Annotated in this window: 17 protein-coding genes; 9 read left to right on the top strand and 8 right to left on the bottom strand. The window is 71.7% G+C overall.

The genetic code is table 11. The annotated features are described in order from the left end of the window. The first annotated feature begins 36 nt into the window (after positions 1–36). A complete protein-coding gene (locus ABZ928_RS29215) occupies positions 37–792 on the top strand; it encodes an alpha/beta hydrolase (protein ID WP_361525187.1) in 756 nt (251 codons plus the stop codon). A 4-nt stretch (positions 793–796) separates the two neighbouring features. On the opposite strand, the gene ABZ928_RS29210 is transcribed toward ABZ928_RS29215, so the two are convergent. Further along, positions 797–1396, bottom strand: coding sequence for a class I SAM-dependent methyltransferase (locus ABZ928_RS29210; RefSeq protein ID WP_361525184.1), 600 nt, complete (start codon positions 1394–1396; stop codon positions 797–799). Positions 1397–1548: 152 nt separating this feature from the next. On the opposite strand from ABZ928_RS29210, the gene ABZ928_RS29205 reads away from it, so the two are divergent. The 7 genes from ABZ928_RS29205 (at position 1549) to ABZ928_RS29175 (ending at position 8194) form a co-directional block, all read left to right on the top strand. Next, positions 1549–2322 (top strand): MHYT domain-containing protein, encoded by a 774-nt coding sequence (locus tag ABZ928_RS29205; protein ID WP_361525182.1) that lies wholly within the window; start codon positions 1549–1551, stop codon positions 2320–2322. Positions 2323–2385: 63 nt separating this feature from the next. Then, entirely contained in the window at positions 2386–4929 is a 2544-nt protein-coding gene (locus ABZ928_RS29200) for a nitrate- and nitrite sensing domain-containing protein (RefSeq protein WP_361525180.1), read from the top strand. Then, complete coding sequence (locus ABZ928_RS29195) at positions 4926–5360, top strand: roadblock/LC7 domain-containing protein (protein ID WP_361525177.1); 435 nt, start codon at positions 4926–4928, stop codon at positions 5358–5360. Before ABZ928_RS29200 ends, ABZ928_RS29195 begins: the two co-directional genes overlap by 4 nt. A gap of 22 nt (positions 5361–5382) precedes the next feature. Further along, positions 5383–5796, top strand: a complete 414-nt coding sequence (locus ABZ928_RS29190) for a DUF742 domain-containing protein (RefSeq protein WP_361525175.1) — start codon at positions 5383–5385, stop codon at positions 5794–5796. Positions 5797–5967: 171 nt separating this feature from the next. Beyond that, positions 5968–6573, top strand: coding sequence for an ATP/GTP-binding protein (locus ABZ928_RS29185; RefSeq protein WP_361525172.1), 606 nt, complete (start codon positions 5968–5970; stop codon positions 6571–6573). A 154-nt stretch (positions 6574–6727) separates the two neighbouring features. Then, a complete protein-coding gene (locus ABZ928_RS29180) occupies positions 6728–7141 on the top strand; it encodes a roadblock/LC7 domain-containing protein (RefSeq protein ID WP_361525169.1) in 414 nt (137 codons plus the stop codon). Positions 7142–7267: 126 nt separating this feature from the next. Beyond that, complete coding sequence (locus ABZ928_RS29175; RefSeq protein ID WP_361525166.1) at positions 7268–8194, top strand: DUF6397 family protein; 927 nt, start codon at positions 7268–7270, stop codon at positions 8192–8194. A 66-nt stretch (positions 8195–8260) separates the two neighbouring features. Here ABZ928_RS29175 and ABZ928_RS29170 read toward each other — a convergent pair whose 3' ends face one another. After that, entirely contained in the window at positions 8261–9127 is an 867-nt protein-coding gene (locus ABZ928_RS29170; protein ID WP_361525163.1) for an acyl-CoA thioesterase II, read from the bottom strand. Between the two features lie 19 nt (positions 9128–9146). Then, positions 9147–11660, bottom strand: a complete 2514-nt coding sequence (locus tag ABZ928_RS29165; RefSeq protein WP_361525161.1) for a DUF3516 domain-containing protein — start codon at positions 11658–11660, stop codon at positions 9147–9149. Positions 11661–11805: 145 nt separating this feature from the next. Between ABZ928_RS29165 and ABZ928_RS29160 the strand changes: the two genes are divergently transcribed. After that, positions 11806–12600: a metal-dependent hydrolase gene (locus ABZ928_RS29160; RefSeq protein ID WP_361525159.1), complete on the top strand. Its 795-nt coding sequence runs from the start codon at positions 11806–11808 to the stop codon at positions 12598–12600. Between the two features lie 89 nt (positions 12601–12689). Here the strand turns inward: ABZ928_RS29160 and ABZ928_RS29155 are convergent, their stop codons facing one another. From ABZ928_RS29155 to ABZ928_RS29135, 5 genes are all read right to left on the bottom strand, one after another. After that, positions 12690–12950 (bottom strand): type B 50S ribosomal protein L31, encoded by a 261-nt coding sequence (locus ABZ928_RS29155; RefSeq protein ID WP_361525156.1) that lies wholly within the window; start codon positions 12948–12950, stop codon positions 12690–12692. Positions 12951–12965: 15 nt separating this feature from the next. Continuing rightward, entirely contained in the window at positions 12966–13427 is a 462-nt protein-coding gene (locus ABZ928_RS29150; protein WP_361525153.1) for a DUF5709 domain-containing protein, read from the bottom strand. 33 nt (positions 13428–13460) lie between these two features. Continuing rightward, entirely contained in the window at positions 13461–14045 is a 585-nt protein-coding gene (locus ABZ928_RS29145; protein WP_361525150.1) for a sigma factor, read from the bottom strand. A gap of 84 nt (positions 14046–14129) precedes the next feature. Further along, positions 14130–15911 (bottom strand): ABC transporter ATP-binding protein, encoded by a 1782-nt coding sequence (locus tag ABZ928_RS29140; RefSeq protein WP_361525147.1) that lies wholly within the window; start codon positions 15909–15911, stop codon positions 14130–14132. Next, positions 15908–17695: an ABC transporter ATP-binding protein gene (locus ABZ928_RS29135; protein ID WP_361525144.1), complete on the bottom strand. Its 1788-nt coding sequence runs from the start codon at positions 17693–17695 to the stop codon at positions 15908–15910. Before ABZ928_RS29135 ends, ABZ928_RS29140 begins: the two co-directional genes overlap by 4 nt. Between the last annotated feature and the right edge of the window lie 134 nt (positions 17696–17829).

Here is a 17829-nt window from a genome sequence, read left to right as displayed (position 1 = left end):
GTCAGGTGGTCGAGAAAGATTCCGAGGGGGAACGCCATGCAGCAGGCAGAGTTCGACGGCAAGGGCAGCCGCATCCGCTGGACGGAGGTGCCTGGCGCGGAGCCCGCGCGCGTGTATGTGCACGGGCTGGGGTCGATGTCGGCCGTGTACCACGCCCACATCGCGGCCCGGCCCGAACTCGCGGGCCGCCGCAGCCTGTTCGTGGACCTGCCCGGGCACGGCATCAGCGACCGGCCGGAACACTTTGGTTACACGCTGGAGGAGCACGCCGACGCCCTGGCGGCGGCGCTGGACGCGGCGGGGCTCGGCGGGGCCGAACTGGTCGCCCACAGCATGGGCGGGGCCGTCGCGATCGTCCTGGCCCACCGACGGCCCGACCTCGTCTCCCGCCTGGTCCTCACCGAGGCCAACCTGGATCCGTACCCACCGCTCACCGCGGGCAGCAGCGGCATCGCCTCCTACGAGGAGGACGACTTCGTCAGCGGCGGCCACGCGCGCGTGCTGGAAAGGGTCGGGCCGCAGTGGGCCGCGACCATGCGGCTGGCCGACCCGCGCGCGCTGCACCGTACGGCCGTCGGACTGCGGCGCGGCTCGGAGCCGGTGATGCGCGCGATCCTCGAAGGGCTCGCCGTCGAGCGGGTGTATCTCCAGGGCGAGGCGAGCGGTGAACTGGAGGGCGCGCGGGCCCTGGAGGCCGCGGGCGTGCGGGTGGTGACCGTGCCCGGCGCCGGTCACAACGTCATGTTCGACAACCCCGACGCGTTCGTGGCGGCGGTCGCCGGGCGCGACTGACGGGTCAGGCCTCCTTCACGGCCAGCGCCAGGAACCTGCTGTCCTCGTCGACGTACGACGTCATGCGCCACCCGGAACCGGCCAGCAGGGGCCGGAGGTTGGGCTCGGCGCGCAGGTCGTCCGGGGTGATCTGCCGCCCCTGCCGGGCCGCGAGGGCCGCCCTGCCGATCGGGTGGAACAGGGCCAGCGTGCCGCCCGGACGCACCACGCGCGCCAACTCCCGCAGATTCGCGGCGGGGTCGGGGAGGTGGGAGATCAACCCCGCCCCGAACACGGCGTCCAGCGACCCGGACCGCAGCGGCAGCGCGGCCACGTCCGTCAGCAGAAGGTGCCCGTCACGGTCCCGTCCGGCCCGTACGGCGGCCTGGAGCATGGCCGAGGTCAGATCGGCCCCCAGGACCACTCCCGAGGGCCCCACGGCGGCGCGCAGGGGCGGCAGGGCGCGCCCCGTGCCGCAGCCGGCGTCGAGCACACGGTCCCCCTCGCGCAGTCCTAGATCGGCGACCGCGGCCGCGTAGGCGGGGCCGTCGCCGGGGAACCGGGCGTCCCAGCCGGCGGCCCGGGCGCCGAAGAACTCCTGGACATGTGTGTGGTCGTCGCTCATGTTCCGCATGATCCCTCACCGACAAGGATGACGTCGCTGTGCACACGTTCGAGCGGGAGGCGATCGTTCAGGGGCACCTCTGCGTCATATTCCAGCACCTTTCGAAATGCGCCCCCTTTGTGCTCCCATGCCCCGACTAGCGTCCCGGAGCCATGGGACACCTGGACCACGCAGCCCTCGGCTGGCTGACCCCCGCGCTGTCGTACGTGATGGCCTGCATCGGCGCCGCGCTCGGGCTGCGCTGCACCGTCCGCGCGCTCGGCGCCACGGGACGCTCACGCCGCAACTGGCTCATCACCGCCGCCTCCGCGATCGGGACCGGCATCTGGACCATGCACTTCGTGGCCATGCTCGGCTTCAGCGTCAGCGGCACCGACATCCGCTACGACGTGCCGCTCACCATCGTGAGCCTGCTCGTCGCCATGATCGTCGTCTGCGCCGGCGTCTTCGCCGTCGGCTACAGCAAGGACCGCGCCCGCGCGCTCTTCCTCGGCGGACTCACCACCGGACTCGGCGTGGCGAGCATGCACTACCTGGGCATGGCCGCCGTACGCCTGCACGGCGGCGTGCACTACGACCCGGCGCTCGTCGGCCTCTCCGTGCTGATCGCCGTCGTCGCGGCGACCGCCGCCCTATGGGCCGCGCTCAACATCAAGTCGCCCGTCGCCGTCACCATCGCCTCCCTGATCATGGGCGCCGCGGTCAGCAGCATGCACTACACCGGGATGTTCGCGGTGAGCGTGCGCGTCAACCCCTCCGGCGCGGCCCTGCCCGGGGCCACGGCGATGCAGTTCATCTTCCCCCTCGCCGTCGGCCTCGGGTCCTACCTGTTCCTGACCTCCGCCTTCGTCGCGCTCTCGCCGACGACGGGGGAGCGCGAGGCGTCCGCCTCGGCGCAGCGGCCGGTCGCGAGCGTCACCCGTTGACGCCGCGCCGGCCCCGTCGCCCCGCCGGGCACGCCCACCCGACCACTTCCGAGGCAGGAGGCCATGCGAACACCCCGTAGGACCCCCACGAACGGCGCCGAGGCGCCCCCGTCCCCCGCCCGCGGCCGCCGCGCGCACGCCGGACCACCCGCCGACGAAGGACCGGACGAACCGGCGGGCGCCGTACCCGACGAGCCGCCCACGCGCGCGGGGCGATGGCTGATACGCCCGCGCACCGTACGCGCCAAGATCGTCTGCCTGCTGATGGTGCCGGTCGTCTCACTGCTGGCCCTGTGGGCGTACGCCACCGTGACCACCGCCCAGGACGTCTCCCGGCTGCGGCAGTTGCAGCGCGTGGACTCCGAGATCCGCTCGCCCGTCGCGGCCGCCGTCGCCGCGCTCCAGGCCGAACGCGCGGCCGCGGTGCACTACGCGACCGACCCCGCCGGCGGCCGGAGCGGTGACCTCAAGACACTCGCCGAACGCACCGACAAGGCCCTGGCCAAGCTGCGCCTCGGCGACGACAACACCGTCGCCGACAGCGAGGAACTCCCCGCCGGAGTGGCCAAGCGCCTGGAGGCCTTCGTGACCGGCGCCGAGCAACTGCGCTCCCTGCGCACGGCGGTGCTCGACCGCAGGGCCGGCTGGGACGAGACCTACGCGCGCTACACCCGCACCATCGCGACGGCCTTCGGCGTGGGCGGCGCCCTCACCGGCATCCAGGACGCCGAACTCGGCTCCGACGCGCGCGTCCTGCTCGAATTCTCCCGCGCGGGCGAGGCGCTGTCCCAGGAGGACGTCCTGCTGACCGGCGCACGCCTCGCCGGCCGCCTCGACGGGGAGCGGCTGCGGCTGTTCACCGGCGCCGTCGACACACGCCGTACGCTCACCGACTCCGCCGTCGCCGACCTGCGCGGCCCCGAACGCGCCGCCTGGCAGGACCTCGCCGACGGCAGCGCCTACGCCGACGTGGGCACCCTCGAGGACAAGGTCCTCGCGAGCCGCGCGGGCACGGCGGCGATCGCCGCGGCACCCGAGGCCACGTGGACCAAGGCCCACACACGCGTGCAGGACGAGATGCGGACCATCGAGGAGGGCGCCGGGCGCGGAGTCGCCGACCGGGCCGACCCCTTCACCCGCGGTCTGCTCACGCCCGCCGGTGCCGCCGTCCTGCTCGGCCTCGCCGCCGTCGCCGCGTCGCTCGTCATCTCCGTGCGCATCGGACGCGGCCTGGTCGTCGAACTGGAGGGCCTGCGCAACAGCGCCCTGGAGATCGCCCGGCGCAAACTCCCCGAGGCCATGCGGAAACTGCGCGCGGGGGAGGAGATCGACGTCCAGGCGGAGGCGCCGCCGGGACCGCCCTCGGAGGACGAGACGGGCCAGGTCGCCGAGGCCCTGAACACGGTCCACCGCGCCGCGCTGCGGGCCGCAGTGGAACGCGCCGAACTCGCCAGCGGCATCTCCGGCGTGTTCGTCAACCTCGCCCGCCGCAGCCAGGTCCTCGTGCACCGCCAGCTGAGCCTCCTGGACAGCATGGAACGCCGCTCCGAGGACCCCAACGAACTGAGCGACCTCTTCCGGCTCGACCACCTCACCACGCGCATGCGGCGCCACGCCGAGAGCCTGATCATCCTCTCCGGCGCGGCACCCGGCCGGGCCTGGCGCATGCCGGTCTCCCTGACCAACGTCGTCCGCGCGGCCGTCTCCGAGGTCGAGGACTACGCGCGCGTGGAGGTACGCCAGCTTCCCGAGGCGTCCGTCGTCGGCGGAGCCGTCGCCGACCTCACCCACCTCCTCGCCGAGGTCGTCGAGAACGCCGCGCAGTTCTCGCCACCGCACACGCGCGTACGCGTCACCGGCGAACCCGTCGGCAACGGCTACGCCATCGAGGTCGAGGACCGCGGCCTCGGCATGGGCAAGGAGACCCTCGCCGAGGCCAACCGCCGCATCGAACAGTCCGAGGCGCTCGACCTGTTCGACAGCGACCGGCTCGGACTGTTCGTGGTCAGCAGGCTCGCGGCCCGGCACGGCATCAAGGTCCATCTGCGGACCTCGCCCTACGGCGGCACCACCGCGGTCGTGCTGCTGCCCACCGCGCTGCTCCACAGCGGCGCGGAGGAACGTTCCCCTCGCAAGGCGGTCGACCCGGAACGCGAGTACGCGCGCGTGCCCGGCGCGGCCCGGCAGCAGGAGTCCGTGCACGCCTCGGCCGACCGGCCCGCCCTCGTGGCCCCCGTCCCGGTCGTCGCGGAGCCCAGGGCCGAGGTCACGGCCGTGGCGAAGGCGGAGGCGGGGTCCGACACCCCGCCCCCCGGAGTCACCACCCTGCGCCTGCACCGCCCCCCGGACGACGCCGAGGAATCGGACGACCTGCCCCGCCGGGTCCGGCAGGCCAACCTCGCCCCTCAGCTGCGCGAACCGCGCACCGAGGAAGCACAGCCGCAGCCCGACCCGCGCGGCGACGACCGGCGCACCCCCGAGCTCGTACGGGACCGGATGGCGGCGTACCGCGACGGCTGGGCACGCGGTGGCGGCCGCCGGCCCGGGCGCGGCGCCACCCCCGATTCCCCCGCGGTCAGCGACAGCAGCGAAGGAGACCCCGCATGATCCAGGATCCGAGCATGAGGGCCGCACAGCGGTCCGGCGAACTGGACTGGCTGCTGGACGACATGGTGCTGCGGGTCAGCGAGGTACGGCACGCGGTGGTGCTGTCCAACGACGGCCTCGCCGTCGGCTCGTCGACCGACCTGCGCCGCGAGGACGCCGAACACCTCGCCGCGGTCGCCTCCGGCTTCCACAGCCTCGCCAAGGGCGCGGGCCGCCACTTCGGAGCGGGCGGCGTGCGCCAGACGATGGTCGAGATGGACGACGGCTTCCTGTTCGTGGCGGCCGCGGGCGACGGCTCCTGCCTCGCCGTCCTCACCGCCGTCACGGCCGACATCGGCCTGGTGGCCTACGAGATGGCACGACTGGTCAAACGGGTCGGCGAGCACCTGTACACGGCGCCGCGCGTCGCCGCGCGGCCTCCCGCCGGATGAGACGAGAAGGCGGTCCACGCTCATGACGGAGGACATGACCGGCGCCCCGCGCGAGCCGGGCAGCCAGTGGTACGACGGCGAGGCCGGGCCTCTTGTCCGGCCGTACGCCATGACGGGCGGACGCACCAAACCCGGTCCCACCGGGGTGCGTTTCGACCTCATCGCGCTCGTCACGCTGGACGCGGCCGCGCCCGGCGTCGACGACGACACCGCGCTGGGGCCGGAGCACCGGGCCCTGATCGAACTGTGCCGTGTCGAGACCCAGTCGGTCGCCGAACTCGCCGCGGGCGCCGATCTGCCCGTCGGTGTGGTCCGGGTGCTCCTCGGCGACCTCCTGGAACTCGGCTGCGTCACCGTCAGCCGTCCCGTACCGCCCGCGCAGCTTCCTGACGAACGGATTCTGCGCGAGGTGATCGAAGGCCTGCGGGCCCTGTAGAGGAAAGTTCGAAAGCCAATGCACACGACTCGGTCACATCGGTCAAATAGCGGTCCAATCCCTCGAAGGGGTGCCGCAGTTGTCATCATGCTGACTTCACGCACCTGCGCCGTGCTGACTGCACGCACTCGCACAGCCGACCGTTGCCGGCACTCCCGAGAGAAGTGATCGATGGTCTCCGAGCACTCCGACGCCCAGGGCGGCGAACAGACCGCGCTGGCGTTGAAGATACTGGTCGCCGGCGGATTCGGCGTGGGCAAGACCACCCTGGTGGGCGCGGTCAGCGAGATCAGGCCGCTGCGCACCGAGGAACTCCTCAGTGAGGCCGGTCAGTTGGTGGACGACACCGACGGCGTGGACCAGAAGGTCACCACCACGGTCGCCATGGACTTCGGCCGCATCACCATCCGCTCCGGCCTCTCCCTCTACCTCTTCGGCACCCCGGGGCAGGACCGTTTCTGGTTCCTGTGGGACGAGTTGTCGCAGGGCGCCCTCGGGGCCGTGGTCCTCGCCGACACCCGGCGCCTGGAGGACTGTTTCCCCGCGGTCGACTACTTCGAGCACCGGCACATCCCGTTCGTTGTGGCCGTCAACTGCTTCACGGGGGCCCGCACTTACGGCGCCAGCGATGTCTCCCGCGCCCTCGACCTGGATCGTGGCACCCCCGTGGTGCTCTGCGACGCCCGGGACCGCGACTCGGGCAAGGAAGTGCTGATCCGGCTCGTCGAGTACGCGGGGCGGATGCACACCGCCCGGCTCCTGGACTCGGTGGGCTGACCGCGCTCGCAGGCGGGCTCCCCCGGCCTTTTCGTGCAAAGGTTCGGCCATCTTCCGCGCCTTGGCCCGTCCTCCTTGCCCGGGCCCCGGCCGTCGGGAAAGGTGGCGGGGAGATCCTCCGGCCAGGGGGAGACGTCACACGGGGAGACGGAACATGGCGCAGAACCAACAACTCGGCTGGCTGCTGGACGATCTGACCGAGCGCGTCGACCATGTGCGGCACGCGCTGGTCCTGTCCAACGACGGCCTGGTGGCGGGAGCCAGCACAGGCCTGCGCCGCGAGGACGCGGAACATCTCGCCGCCGTCGCGTCCGGACTGCACAGCCTGGCCAAGGGGTCGGGCCGCCACTTCGGCGCGGGCAGGGTCCGGCAGACGATGATCGAGTTCGACGACGCGGTGCTCTTCGTCACCGCCGCCGGCACCGGCAGCTGTCTGTGCGTGCTCTGCGGCGCGGAGGCCGACATCGGGCAGATCGCCTACGAGATGACGCTCCTGGTCAATCGCGTGGGCGAGCACCTCACCGTGGACGCCCGCCAGCCCGAGCGGAGTTCGGCCATGGACCTCTGACCTGCTGATTCGTACACCCTCACCAAGTTATCCACAGGCTCGTCGCGAGATCCGCCGGACCGGTTACGGTTTTTTCACGGCGAACGCACCCAGCGTGAGCGAGTGACTCCACGGGGGAGTACCACCATGTCAGGCGCCACCATCACCAAACCCCACCAGCTGTCCTGCGCGCCGAGCCGCGCGGCACGGGAACTGGGCCTCAAACGAAGCGAGTTCGACCTCGCCGTCCATCTCGGCCATATCCGGACCGTCCCCGACGAGGGCGGCGGGGGACGCCGGGTCACCCGCTCCGAGATCGACCGGCTCCGCACGGAGGAGGGCTTTCCCGAGGCGCTCCAGGACCGGGTACGGGTCGTGGGCACGACCGACGGCGCGGCCGTCATGGACGTGCCGGTCGGCAGGTTCACCCGGCTCGCGCGACTCGGTGTGGTGTCGCCGGTTCGCTTCTATCTGAACCGGTACCGGGCCGTGGTCTGGCTGTATCTGGCCGAGGAGCTACGGCAGGTCGCCGCCGCCGAGGAGAACTCGCCACTGCTGACCGCCCGTCGTACACCCGAGGGGATGCGTGATCTGCTGGACGCGGGCGTGGACCTGAGGGCGCGCAACTGGCGCGGACGGCACCGGGAGTTCCTGCTGCGCACGGCCGACGGGCCGTGGGAGAGCGCCGGGGTCCTGGCCGCCTTCCTCGACCTGGCCCAGATCTCGGAAATCGTCCCCGATCCCTACGAGCGCTCCCACCTGCTCCGGTTCCGGCCGGACCCGCCCGCCCAGGGGGCGCAGGGCTCGCCCGCCGCGTTCCTCGCCGAGCGGATCATGACCGCCGACGACCCGGACGAGATCGACTGGCTGAGGACCGCTCTGGCCCGGGCCCTGGAGGACGCCCGAACTCTCCGGCCCGCGCCACGCCCCGCGGCCCGGCAGACGACCCCAGCGCAGCGGACACCTCCGGCCCGGCAGACCTCTCCGGCATCGGAGCACTCTCCGGAGCAGCCGTCCGAGCCGGACGTGCCGTCCCGCGGCCTGCTCGGCTGGCTCCGCCGCAGAAGCGCGTGAGAACCGCGTGAGACGTGAGACGCGTGAGACGTGAGAAGCGTGTGACCGGGCGCGGGCGCGGGTGGCTCAGAGCGCCCTGAACAGCCCTTCCTGGACGACGGACACCAGCAGCCGTCCCTCCACGTCGTAGATCCGCCCCCGGGCCAGCCCGCGCCCACCCGTGGCGATCGGCGACTCCTGGTCGTACAGGAACCACTCGTCCGCGCGGAACGGCCGGTGGAACCACATGGCGTGGTCCAGCGACGCGATGTCGAAACTCCGCGGACCCCACAGGGGTTCGACGGGGATACGGACGGCGTCCAGGAGGGTCATGTCGCTGGCGTAGGTCAGCGCGCACGTGTGCACGACCGGGTCGTCGCCGAGCGGCCCGACCGCGCGCATCCACACCGCGCTGCGCGGCTCGGCGTCCTTGACGTCCTCGCGCGTCCAGCGCAGCCGGTCCACATAGCGGATGTCGAAGGGCTGGCGGCGCGCCATCCGCTCCCAGCGCTCGGGCAGTTCGCCCAGATGCTCCCGGATCTCGTCCGTCACCGACGGCAGCGACTCCGGGTCCGGGACCTTGCGGGCCGGCGGGAGCTGGTGCTCGAAGGAACCTTCCTCAGGCTTGTGAAAGGAGGCGGTGAGATTGAAGATCGTGCGGCCCTGCTGCACGGCGGTGACCCGGCGGGTCGTGAACGACCTGCCGTCCCGCACCCGTTCGACCTGGTACACGATCGGCACCCCGGGCCGACCGGGGCGCAGGAAGTACGCGTGCAGCGAGTGCACCGGGCGGTCGCCCTCGGTGGTGCGGTTGGCGGCGACCAGCGCCTGCCCCGCCACCTGTCCGCCGAAGACCCGCTGGAGGGACTCCTGCGGGCTCAGGCCACGGAAGATGTTGACCTCGATCTGCTCCAGGTCGAGCAGGTCGACCAGTCTCTCGGCCGGGTTCGTCATGGGTGGGATTCTCCTGTGCTCACAGCTGGCCGACGTCGGTGACACGGATGACAGCACGACCCTCCGCGTCGGAGGCCGTCAGGTCGACCTCCGCGCTGATGCCCCAGTCATGGTCGTCGTTCGGGTCGTCGAAGATCTGCCGGACGCGCCACAGACGGTTCTCCGGCTCCTCCTCGATCAGGAGCAGCTTGGGCCCGCGGGCGTCCGGCCCGGTGCCGAGGTCCTCGTACTCGTCCCAGTACTTGTCCATCGCCTCGCCCCACGCGTCGGCGTCCCAGCCGGCCTCGGCGTCCAGCTCGCCGAGCTCCTCGACCTGGTCCAGGGCGGCGAGTTCGACACGGCGGAACATGGCGTTGCGGACGAGGACCCGGAAGGCGCGGGCGTTGGTGGTGACCGGCTTGACCTCGTCGGCCTTCTCCTGGGCCTCCTCGGCGGTCATCTCCTCCGGGTTGGCCAGCTGCTCCCACTCGTCCAGCAGGCTGGAGTCGACCTGGCGCACCATCTCACCGAGCCACTCGATGAGGTCCTGGAGGTCCTCGGACTTGAGGTCGTCCGGGATGTTGTGGTCCAGCGTCTTGTAGGCACTGGCGAGGTAACGCAGGACAATGCCCTCGGTGCGAGCGAGCTCGTAGAAGGACACCAACTCCGTGAACGACATGGCCCGTTCGTACATGTCCCGGATGACGGACTTCGGGGAGAGCGGATGGTCGCCGACCCAGGGATGGCTCTTGCGGTACGTGTTGTACGCGTGGAAGAGCAGCTCCTCCAGAGGCTTCGGGTACGTGATGTCCTGGAGGCGCTCCATGCGCTCCTCGTACTCGATGCCGTCCGCCTTCATCGCGGCGACGGCCTCGCCCTTTGCCTTGTTCAGCTGGGCGACGAGGATCTGCCGCGGATCGTCCAGCGTCGATTCCACGACCGACACCATGTCCAGGGCGTAGGACGGCGAATCGGGGTCGAGGAGTTCGAACGCGGCGAGCGCGAAGGTGGACAGCGGCTGGTTCAGCGCGAAGTCCTGCTGGAGGTCCACGGTGAGGCGGACGATACGGCCGGAGGCGTCCGGCTCGTCGAGCTTCTCGACGATGCCGCCGTCCAGCAGCGAACGGTAGATCGCGATCGCGCGGCGGACGTGCTTGAGCTGCGCCTTGCGCGGCTCGTGGTTGTCCTCCAGCAGATGCCGCATCGCCTCGAAGGCGTTGCCGGGCCGCGCGATCACCGACAGCAGCATGGTGTGCGTGACCCGGAAACGGGAGGTCAGCGGCTCCGGGTCGGAGGCGATGAGCTTCTCGAAGGTGCTCTCCGTCCAGCCGACGAAGCCCTCCGGCGCCTTCTTGCGCACCACCTTGCGGCGCTTCTTCGGGTCGTCGCCCGCCTTGGCGAGCGCCTTCTCGTTCTCGACCACGTGCTCGGGCGCCTGGGCGACCACGAAGCCTGCCGTGTCGAAGCCGGCCCGTCCGGCGCGGCCCGCGATCTGATGGAACTCGCGGTTGCGCAGGGTGCGGACACGGTTGCCGTCGTACTTGGTCAGGGCCGTGAACAGCACGGTGCGAATGGGGACGTTGACACCCACGCCCAGCGTGTCCGTGCCGCAGATGACCTTCAACAGGCCCGCCTGGGCGAGCTTCTCCACCAGACGCCGGTACTTGGGCAGCATGCCGGCGTGATGGACGCCGATGCCGTGCCGTACGTAACGGGACAGGTTGCGGCCGAACTTGGTGGTGAAGCGGAAGTTGCCGATGAGATCGGCGATCTGCTCCTTCTCCTCCTTCGAGCACATGTTGATGCTCATCAGCGCCTGCGCCCGCTCCACGGCCTGCGCCTGGGTGAAGTGCACGATGTAGACCGGCGCCTGCTTGGTCTGGAGCAGTTCGGTCAGGGTCTCCGTGAGCGGGGTGAACTTGTACTCGTAGGAGAGCGGCACCGGACGGGTCGCCGAGCGGACCACCGCCGTCGGGCGGCCGGTGCGCCGGGTGAGGTCCTTCTCGAACATCGAGACATCGCCGAGCGTGGCCGACATCAGGATGAACTGCGCCTGCGGCAGCTCCAGGATCGGGATCTGCCAGGCCCAGCCGCGGTCGCCCTCCGCGTAGAAGTGGAACTCGTCCATCACGACCTGGCCGACGTCCGCCTGCTTGCCGTCGCGCAGCGCGATCGACGCCAGCACCTCGGCGGTGCAGCAGATCACCGGGGCGTCCGCGTTGACCGACGCGTCGCCGGTCAGCATGCCGACGTTCTCGGTGCCGAAGATCTTGCACAGCTCGAAGAACTTCTCCGAGACCAGCGCCTTGATCGGGGCCGTGTAGAAGGTGACCTCGTCACGGGCGAGCGCGGCGAAGTGCGCGGCCGCCGCGATCATGCTCTTGCCGGAGCCGGTGGGCGTCGACACGATCACGTTCGCCCCGGAGACCACCTCGATCAGCGCCTCCTCCTGATGGGGGTAGAGCGTGAGCCCGCGCTCCTCGGCCCACGACTCGAAGGCTTCGTAGAGGGCGTCGGGGTCTGCGGTCGGCGGCAGCTGATCGATGAGGGTCACCCACCCATCTTGCCTGCCCTCCCGCCTCATAGGGGAATCGGATGCGGCTACGAAGATCACGACCAGTACGCTGTGTCGCCGACACAGCGTCAGCGCGGCCGGTCAACTGGACAGCGGTACACGAGGAATGGGGCGGGCAACGGCCATGATGGGACCAGCACACTCACTGTCGGGAGCCGCCGCCTGGCTCGGCGTCGGAGCGGCAGCGGCCGCCGCCGGGCACACCATGCCCTGGCCGGTGCTGCTCGCCGGCGCCCTGATCTGCGCCGGGGCCGCGCTCGCCCCCGACCTCGACCACAAGGCGGCCACCATCTCGCGGGCTTTCGGTCCGATCTCGCGCGGGCTGTGCGAGATCGTCGACAAGCTCTCGTACGCCGTCTACAAGGGGACGAAGAAGCAGGGCGACCCGCGTCGCTCCGGCGGCCATCGCACGCTCACCCACACCTGGCTGTGGGCGGTGCTGATCGGCGCCGGTGTCTCGGTCGCGGCGATCACCGGTGGGCGCTGGGCGGTCCTGGCGATCCTCTTCGTGCACATGGTGCTGGCGATCGAGGGCCTGCTGTGGCGGGCCACCCGTGGCTCCAGTGCCGACGTCCTGGTGTGGCTGCTGGCCGCGACCAGCTCCTGGATCATCGCCGGGGTCCTGGACAAGCCGGGCAACGGCTCGGACTGGCTGTTCACGGCGCCGGGCCAGGAGTACCTGTGGCTGGGCCTGCCTGTCGTGCTGGGCGCGCTGGTCCACGACATCGGGGACGCGCTGACCGTCTCCGGCTGCCCGATCCTGTGGCCGATCCCGGTGGGCCGCAAGCGCTGGTACCCGATCGGTCCGCCCAAGGCCATGCGGTTCCGGGCGGGCAGCTGGGTCGAGCTCAAGGTGCTGATGCCGGCGTTCATGCTGCTCGGCGGGGTGGGCTGCGCGGCGGCGCTCAACTTCATCTGAGAGCGGAGCAGCCTTATTCGAGAGCGGAGCAGCTCTCTCCGAGAGCGGAGCGGCCCGGCGCCGGTGGCCGGGGCGGCCTCACGGGAAGCTCACTTCCCGGGTTCCGCCCCACCGCCGTACCGCCGCTCGAACTGCGCGATGCGCCCCTCGGTGTCCACCGTCCGGGCCTTGCCGGTGTAGAAGGGGTGGCTCTCCGAGGAGATCTCCACGTCCACGACGGGGTAGGTCTCGCCGTCGTCCCACTCGATGGTCTGGTCGCTCGTCGCGGTGGACCGGGTGAGAAAGGCGTAGCCGGCGGCGCGATCGCGGAAGACGACCTCGCGGTAGTCGGGGTGCTTGTCCTGCTGCATGTGCGCTCCTCGGGGTCAGCCGGACAGGGCGTCCTCGTCGACGATGTGCATCGCGGCCTCCTCGGCGGAGGCGGCCGCACCGTCGATGCCCACATCCGTGGCGATCAGGCCGCTCTCCTCGTCCTCGTGCGCGCCCTCGTCGGGGGCCACGAGCCGGCCGGAGCGACGGGCGCCCACTTCGTTGTCCAGGAGTTCGCCGTCGGTGCCGTCGACGTCGCCGATGCCGTCACCGTCGGGTACGGGGGCGTCCGGCAGCTCCTCGGCGAGCCGCTGGTCCAGGGTCTCGCGCTCGGACACCGCCACACCGGTGTGCTCGACCGCCCACGGGCGCTCCGGAGGCGACCAGCCCCGGTCGAGGGGGTCACCGACACCGTCGTCGTCCAGGGTGTCCTCCGCGTCCAGCAGTCCCGCGTCGTCCTGGATCTCGGACCCGTCGGGCTGGTAGACGTCGTCTCCCCATCCGTCGGAGCTGTTCACGGATACCTCCAGGTGGTGGGGCCGGGCCCGGTGTCACCGCGGTGGCCCGCGGCGCGGGCACAGGCCGCGTCCGGCGCGCCACGCGTGCGTCGTGTCCGGGCGTTCCCCGAACCGGTGCCGCTCTCCAGCCTTCCACCCCGGTTCGGCACCGCGCAACGGCACGGAGGGCGGACGGGGCCCGGACCGTGCCGGGATCGAGCCGTTCCGCACTCTGTCGGCGGCGCCGGAAGCCGAGGTCGGCCGGAGGTCGGTGAGGTAAGCGGTCCAGCTCCGCCGGACGTCGGTGACCTGCGCGGTCCCGCTCCGCCAGAGGTCAGCGGCTGAGCTGTCGATGGTGGCGTTCCGGGTGACGGTCAGCAGCCAGGTGAGGTCGGAGGCACGCCGAGCGTCGTAGCTGCCGGCGGCTCGCCAGGCGCGTACGAAGACGTCCTGGCTCACGTCCTCGGCGAGGGCCGGCTCCCGGGTCACCGACAGGGCCGGCCCGTACACCGCGTCCTGGAAGCGGCGTACGAAGGCGACGGACGCCTGTGCGTCGCCCAGCGCGAAGCCGGACGGGGAGCAGGCCCAGCGCGACCGAGGCCGCCATGGGCACCTCCATCGTCGAGGTCGGTGACTCACGGCTCGGCGACGTCCTCGGTGACGGCGGCTACGGGTACCGACCAGGAGCCGCCGTGTTCCCGCGACCACCCCTGATCAGCTGGTTCACCCGTGCCAGGACCTCCACAGCGCCGCGTACGCCCCGTCCGCCGCGACCAGCTCGTCATGGCTGCCGAGCTCGCTGATCCGGCCGTTCTCCACGACCGCGATGACATCGGCGTCATGCGCGGTGTGCAGCCGGTGGGCGATGGCGACGACCGTGCGGCCGTCGAGGACCCGGGCCAGGGACCGCTCCAGGTGCCGGGCCGCGCGCGGGTCCAGCAGCGAGGTCGCCTCGTCGAGGACCAGCGTGTGCGGGTCGGCCAGCACCAGCCGGGCCAGCGCGATCTGCTGGGCCTGGGCGGGAGTCAGGGCGAACCCGCCCGAGCCGACCTCGGTGTCCAGGCCCTCGTCCAGTGCCCGCGCCCAGCTGTCCGCGTCCACCGCGCCGAGCGCCGCCCACAGTTCGGCGTCGTCGGCGCCGGTGCGGGCGAGGAGCAGGTTGTCGCGGAGCGAGCCCACGAAGACGTGGTGCTCCTGGTTGACCAGGGCCACATGGGAGCGGACCCGCTCGGCCGGCATCCGGGACAACTCCGCGCCGCCCAGGGTGATCCGGCCGTCCCGGGGCGCGTAGATCCCCGCGAGCAGCCTGCCCAGCGTGGACTTGCCCGCCCCGGACGGGCCGACCAGGGCCAGCCTCGTGCCGGGGGCGACCTCCAGGGACACCTTGCGCAGCACGTCCACGCCCTCCAGGTACCCGAAGTGCACCCGGTCCGCGTGGACATGGCGCCCGTCGGGGTCCACCGAGTCGTCCCCGGCGTCCGGTTCGACGTCGCGGACGCCGACCAGCCGGGCCAGCGACACCTGGGCGACCTGCAACTCGTCGTACCAGCGCAGGATCAGCCCGACCGGGTCGACGAGCATCTGCGCGATCAGCGCACCGGTCGTCAGCTGACCGACGTCGATCCAGCCCTGGAGGACGAACGCACCGCCGACCAGCAGCACCGACGAGATGATCAGCACGTGGGTGACGTTGATGAACGGGAAGAGCACCGACCGCAGATAGAGCGTGTAACGCTCCCACGCCGTCCACTCCTCGATCCGCCGCTCCGACAGCTCGACCCGGCGCTCCCCGAGGCGGTGGGCCTCGACGGTGCGCCCGGCGTCCACGGTCTCGGCGAGCGCGGCGGCGACGGCCGCGTACCCGGCGGCCTCCGAGCGGTAGGCGGACGGCGCCCGCTTGAAGTACCAGCGGCAGCCGATCACCAGCACCGGCAGGGCGAGGAACACCGCGGCGGCCAGCGGCGGCGCGGTGACGACGAGCCCGCCCAGCAGCAGGAACACCCACACCACACCGATCGACAGCTGCGGCACGGCCTCGCGCATCGCGTTGGCGAGCCGGTCGATGTCGGTCGTGATCCGGGACAGCAGGTCACCGGTGCCGGCCCGCTCCAGGACGCCCGGCGGCAGCCCGACCGACCGTACGAGGAAGTCCTCGCGCAGGTCGGCCAGCATCCGCTCGCCGAGCATCGCGCCGCGCAGCCGGACCTGCCGTACGAACACGGCCTGCACGGCGAGCGCGAGCACGAACAGCCCCGCCGTCAGCTCCAGATGGAGCTCACGAGCGCCGTCGGACACCCGTTCCACGAGCCCGCCGAGAAGCCAGGGCCCCACCATCGACGCCACCACGGACACCGTGTTGACGGCAATCAGGATCAGGAAGGCACGGCGATGTCTGCGGAACAGCTCGCTCACGTACGCGCGTACGGTCGCGGAGCCCCCGACGGGCAGGGTGCTCGCCGTCGTCGGGGCCGCCGGGTCGTACGCCGGTGGCGCCACGCCGATCATGCCGTCTCCTCGATCTCTTCCAGCACGCCCTTCAGGGCGGCCTCATCGGCTTCTTCTTCGGTCTCGCGGGTCACGACCGCGCGGTACCGGGGTTCGGTGTGCACCAGTTCGCGGTGCACACCCACGGCCACGACCTCGCCCTCGTGCACCAGCACGACCCGGTCCGCGCGGTCCAGGAGCAGCGGCGACGAGGTGAACACCACGGTCGTGCGCCCGGACCGCAGATTCCGTACGCCCTCGGCGATCCGGGCCTCGGTGTGCGAGTCCACGGCAGACGTCGGCTCGTCCAGGACCAGCACCTCCGGGTCGGTGAACAGCGACCGGGCCAGGGCGAGCCGCTGGCGCTGGCCGCCGGACAGGGAGCGTCCGCGTTCGGTGATCCGGGCGTCCATCGCGTCCTCGACGTCGAGCGAGCCCTGGACCAGGGCGGCCAGGACGTCCTCGCACTGGGCGGCGGCCAGCGCGTCGCGCGGGTCGACGTCACCCGAGGCGGGCACGTCGAGCAGTTCGCGCAGCGTGCCGGACAGCAGCACCGGGTCCTTGTCCTGGACGAGTACGGCGGTCCGCGCGACGGACAGCGGCAGCTCGTCCAGCGGCACCCCGCCCATCAGCACGGACGTGCCCTCCTCGGCGGGGTGGCCGCCGAGCCGCTCGGCCAGCGCTCCCGCCGCGTCCGGGTCGCCGCACACCACGGCGGTGAGCCGCCCGGAGGGGGCGAGCAGACCGGTCGCCGGGTCGTACAGGTCCCCGGCCGGACTCTCACCCGTCAACGACCCCTCGGCGGACGTGGCCCGCTCCAGCGACAGCACCCGCGCGGCCCGGCGGGCCGACGGACGAGAGAAGGAGTAGGCCATCGCGATCTCTTCGAAGTGGTGCAGCGGATAGGTGAGGATCATGACCGAGCTGTAGGCGGTGACCAGTTCGCCGACGGTGATCCGGCCCTCGCGGGCCAGGCCGACGCCGTACCAGACGACCGCGATGAGCAGCAGCCCCGGCAGCAGCACCTGGATCGCGGAGATCAGGGACCACATCCGGGCACTGCGCACGGCCGCGTGCCGCACCTCCTGCGAGGCGCTGCGGTAGCGGTCGAGGAACAGTTCCTCGCCGCCGATGCCGCGCAGCACCCGCAGTCCGGCGACCGTGTCCGAGGCCAGCTCGGTGGCGCGGCCCGCCTTCTCCCGCTGGAAGTCGGCGCGCCGCGTGGCGCGCGGCAGCAGCGGCAGTACGGCGACGGCGAGGACCGGCAGGCCCACGGCGACCACGACACCGAGCGCCGGCTGGTAGACCACCAGGGCCACGCAGACGAGCACGATGGTGAGGGCGGCGGCGGTGAACCGGGAGACGGCCTCGACGAACCAGCCGATCTTCTCGATGTCACCCGTGGACACGGCCACGACCTCACCGGCCGAGACCCGCCGGGTCAGCCCCGAGCCCAGCGCGGACGCCTTGCGGGCGAGCAGCTGCTGGACGCGGGCGGCGGCGGTGATCCAGTTGGTGATGGCGGTGCGGTGCAGGAAGGTGTCGCCGAGGGCGTTGCCCACGCAGCAGAGCGCCAGCAGTCCGCCCGCGAGGGCGAGCCGGCCTCCGGAGCGGTCGACGACGGCCTGTACGGCGAGGCCCACACAGAACGGCAGGGCGGAGATGGACAGGAAGTGCAGCAGTCCCCAGGAGAGGGACTTGAGTTGTCCGCCCAGCTGATTCCGGAAGAGCCACCACAGGAATCGGGGACCCGAGCGCGCGTCCGGCACACCCGGGTCGGGATACGGAAGGTCTTGAATCTGCATGACGGATGTCGTCCCAGTGGCTCGTGGCAGGGGGGTGGAGGGACCGCGGTCGGCGGTAGCAAACCGTGAAAGGTTCGCGTCATTCCGTGGTCGGGGGCAAACGGTTTTCCGTGCGCGGTGGTGCGACCATGGCG

The organism is Streptomyces sp. NPDC046909 (genome assembly GCF_040644695.1).
Taxonomy (GTDB): Bacteria; Actinomycetota; Actinomycetes; order Streptomycetales; family Streptomycetaceae; genus Streptomyces.
This window is presented reverse-complemented; position numbering and strand designations above follow the sequence as displayed.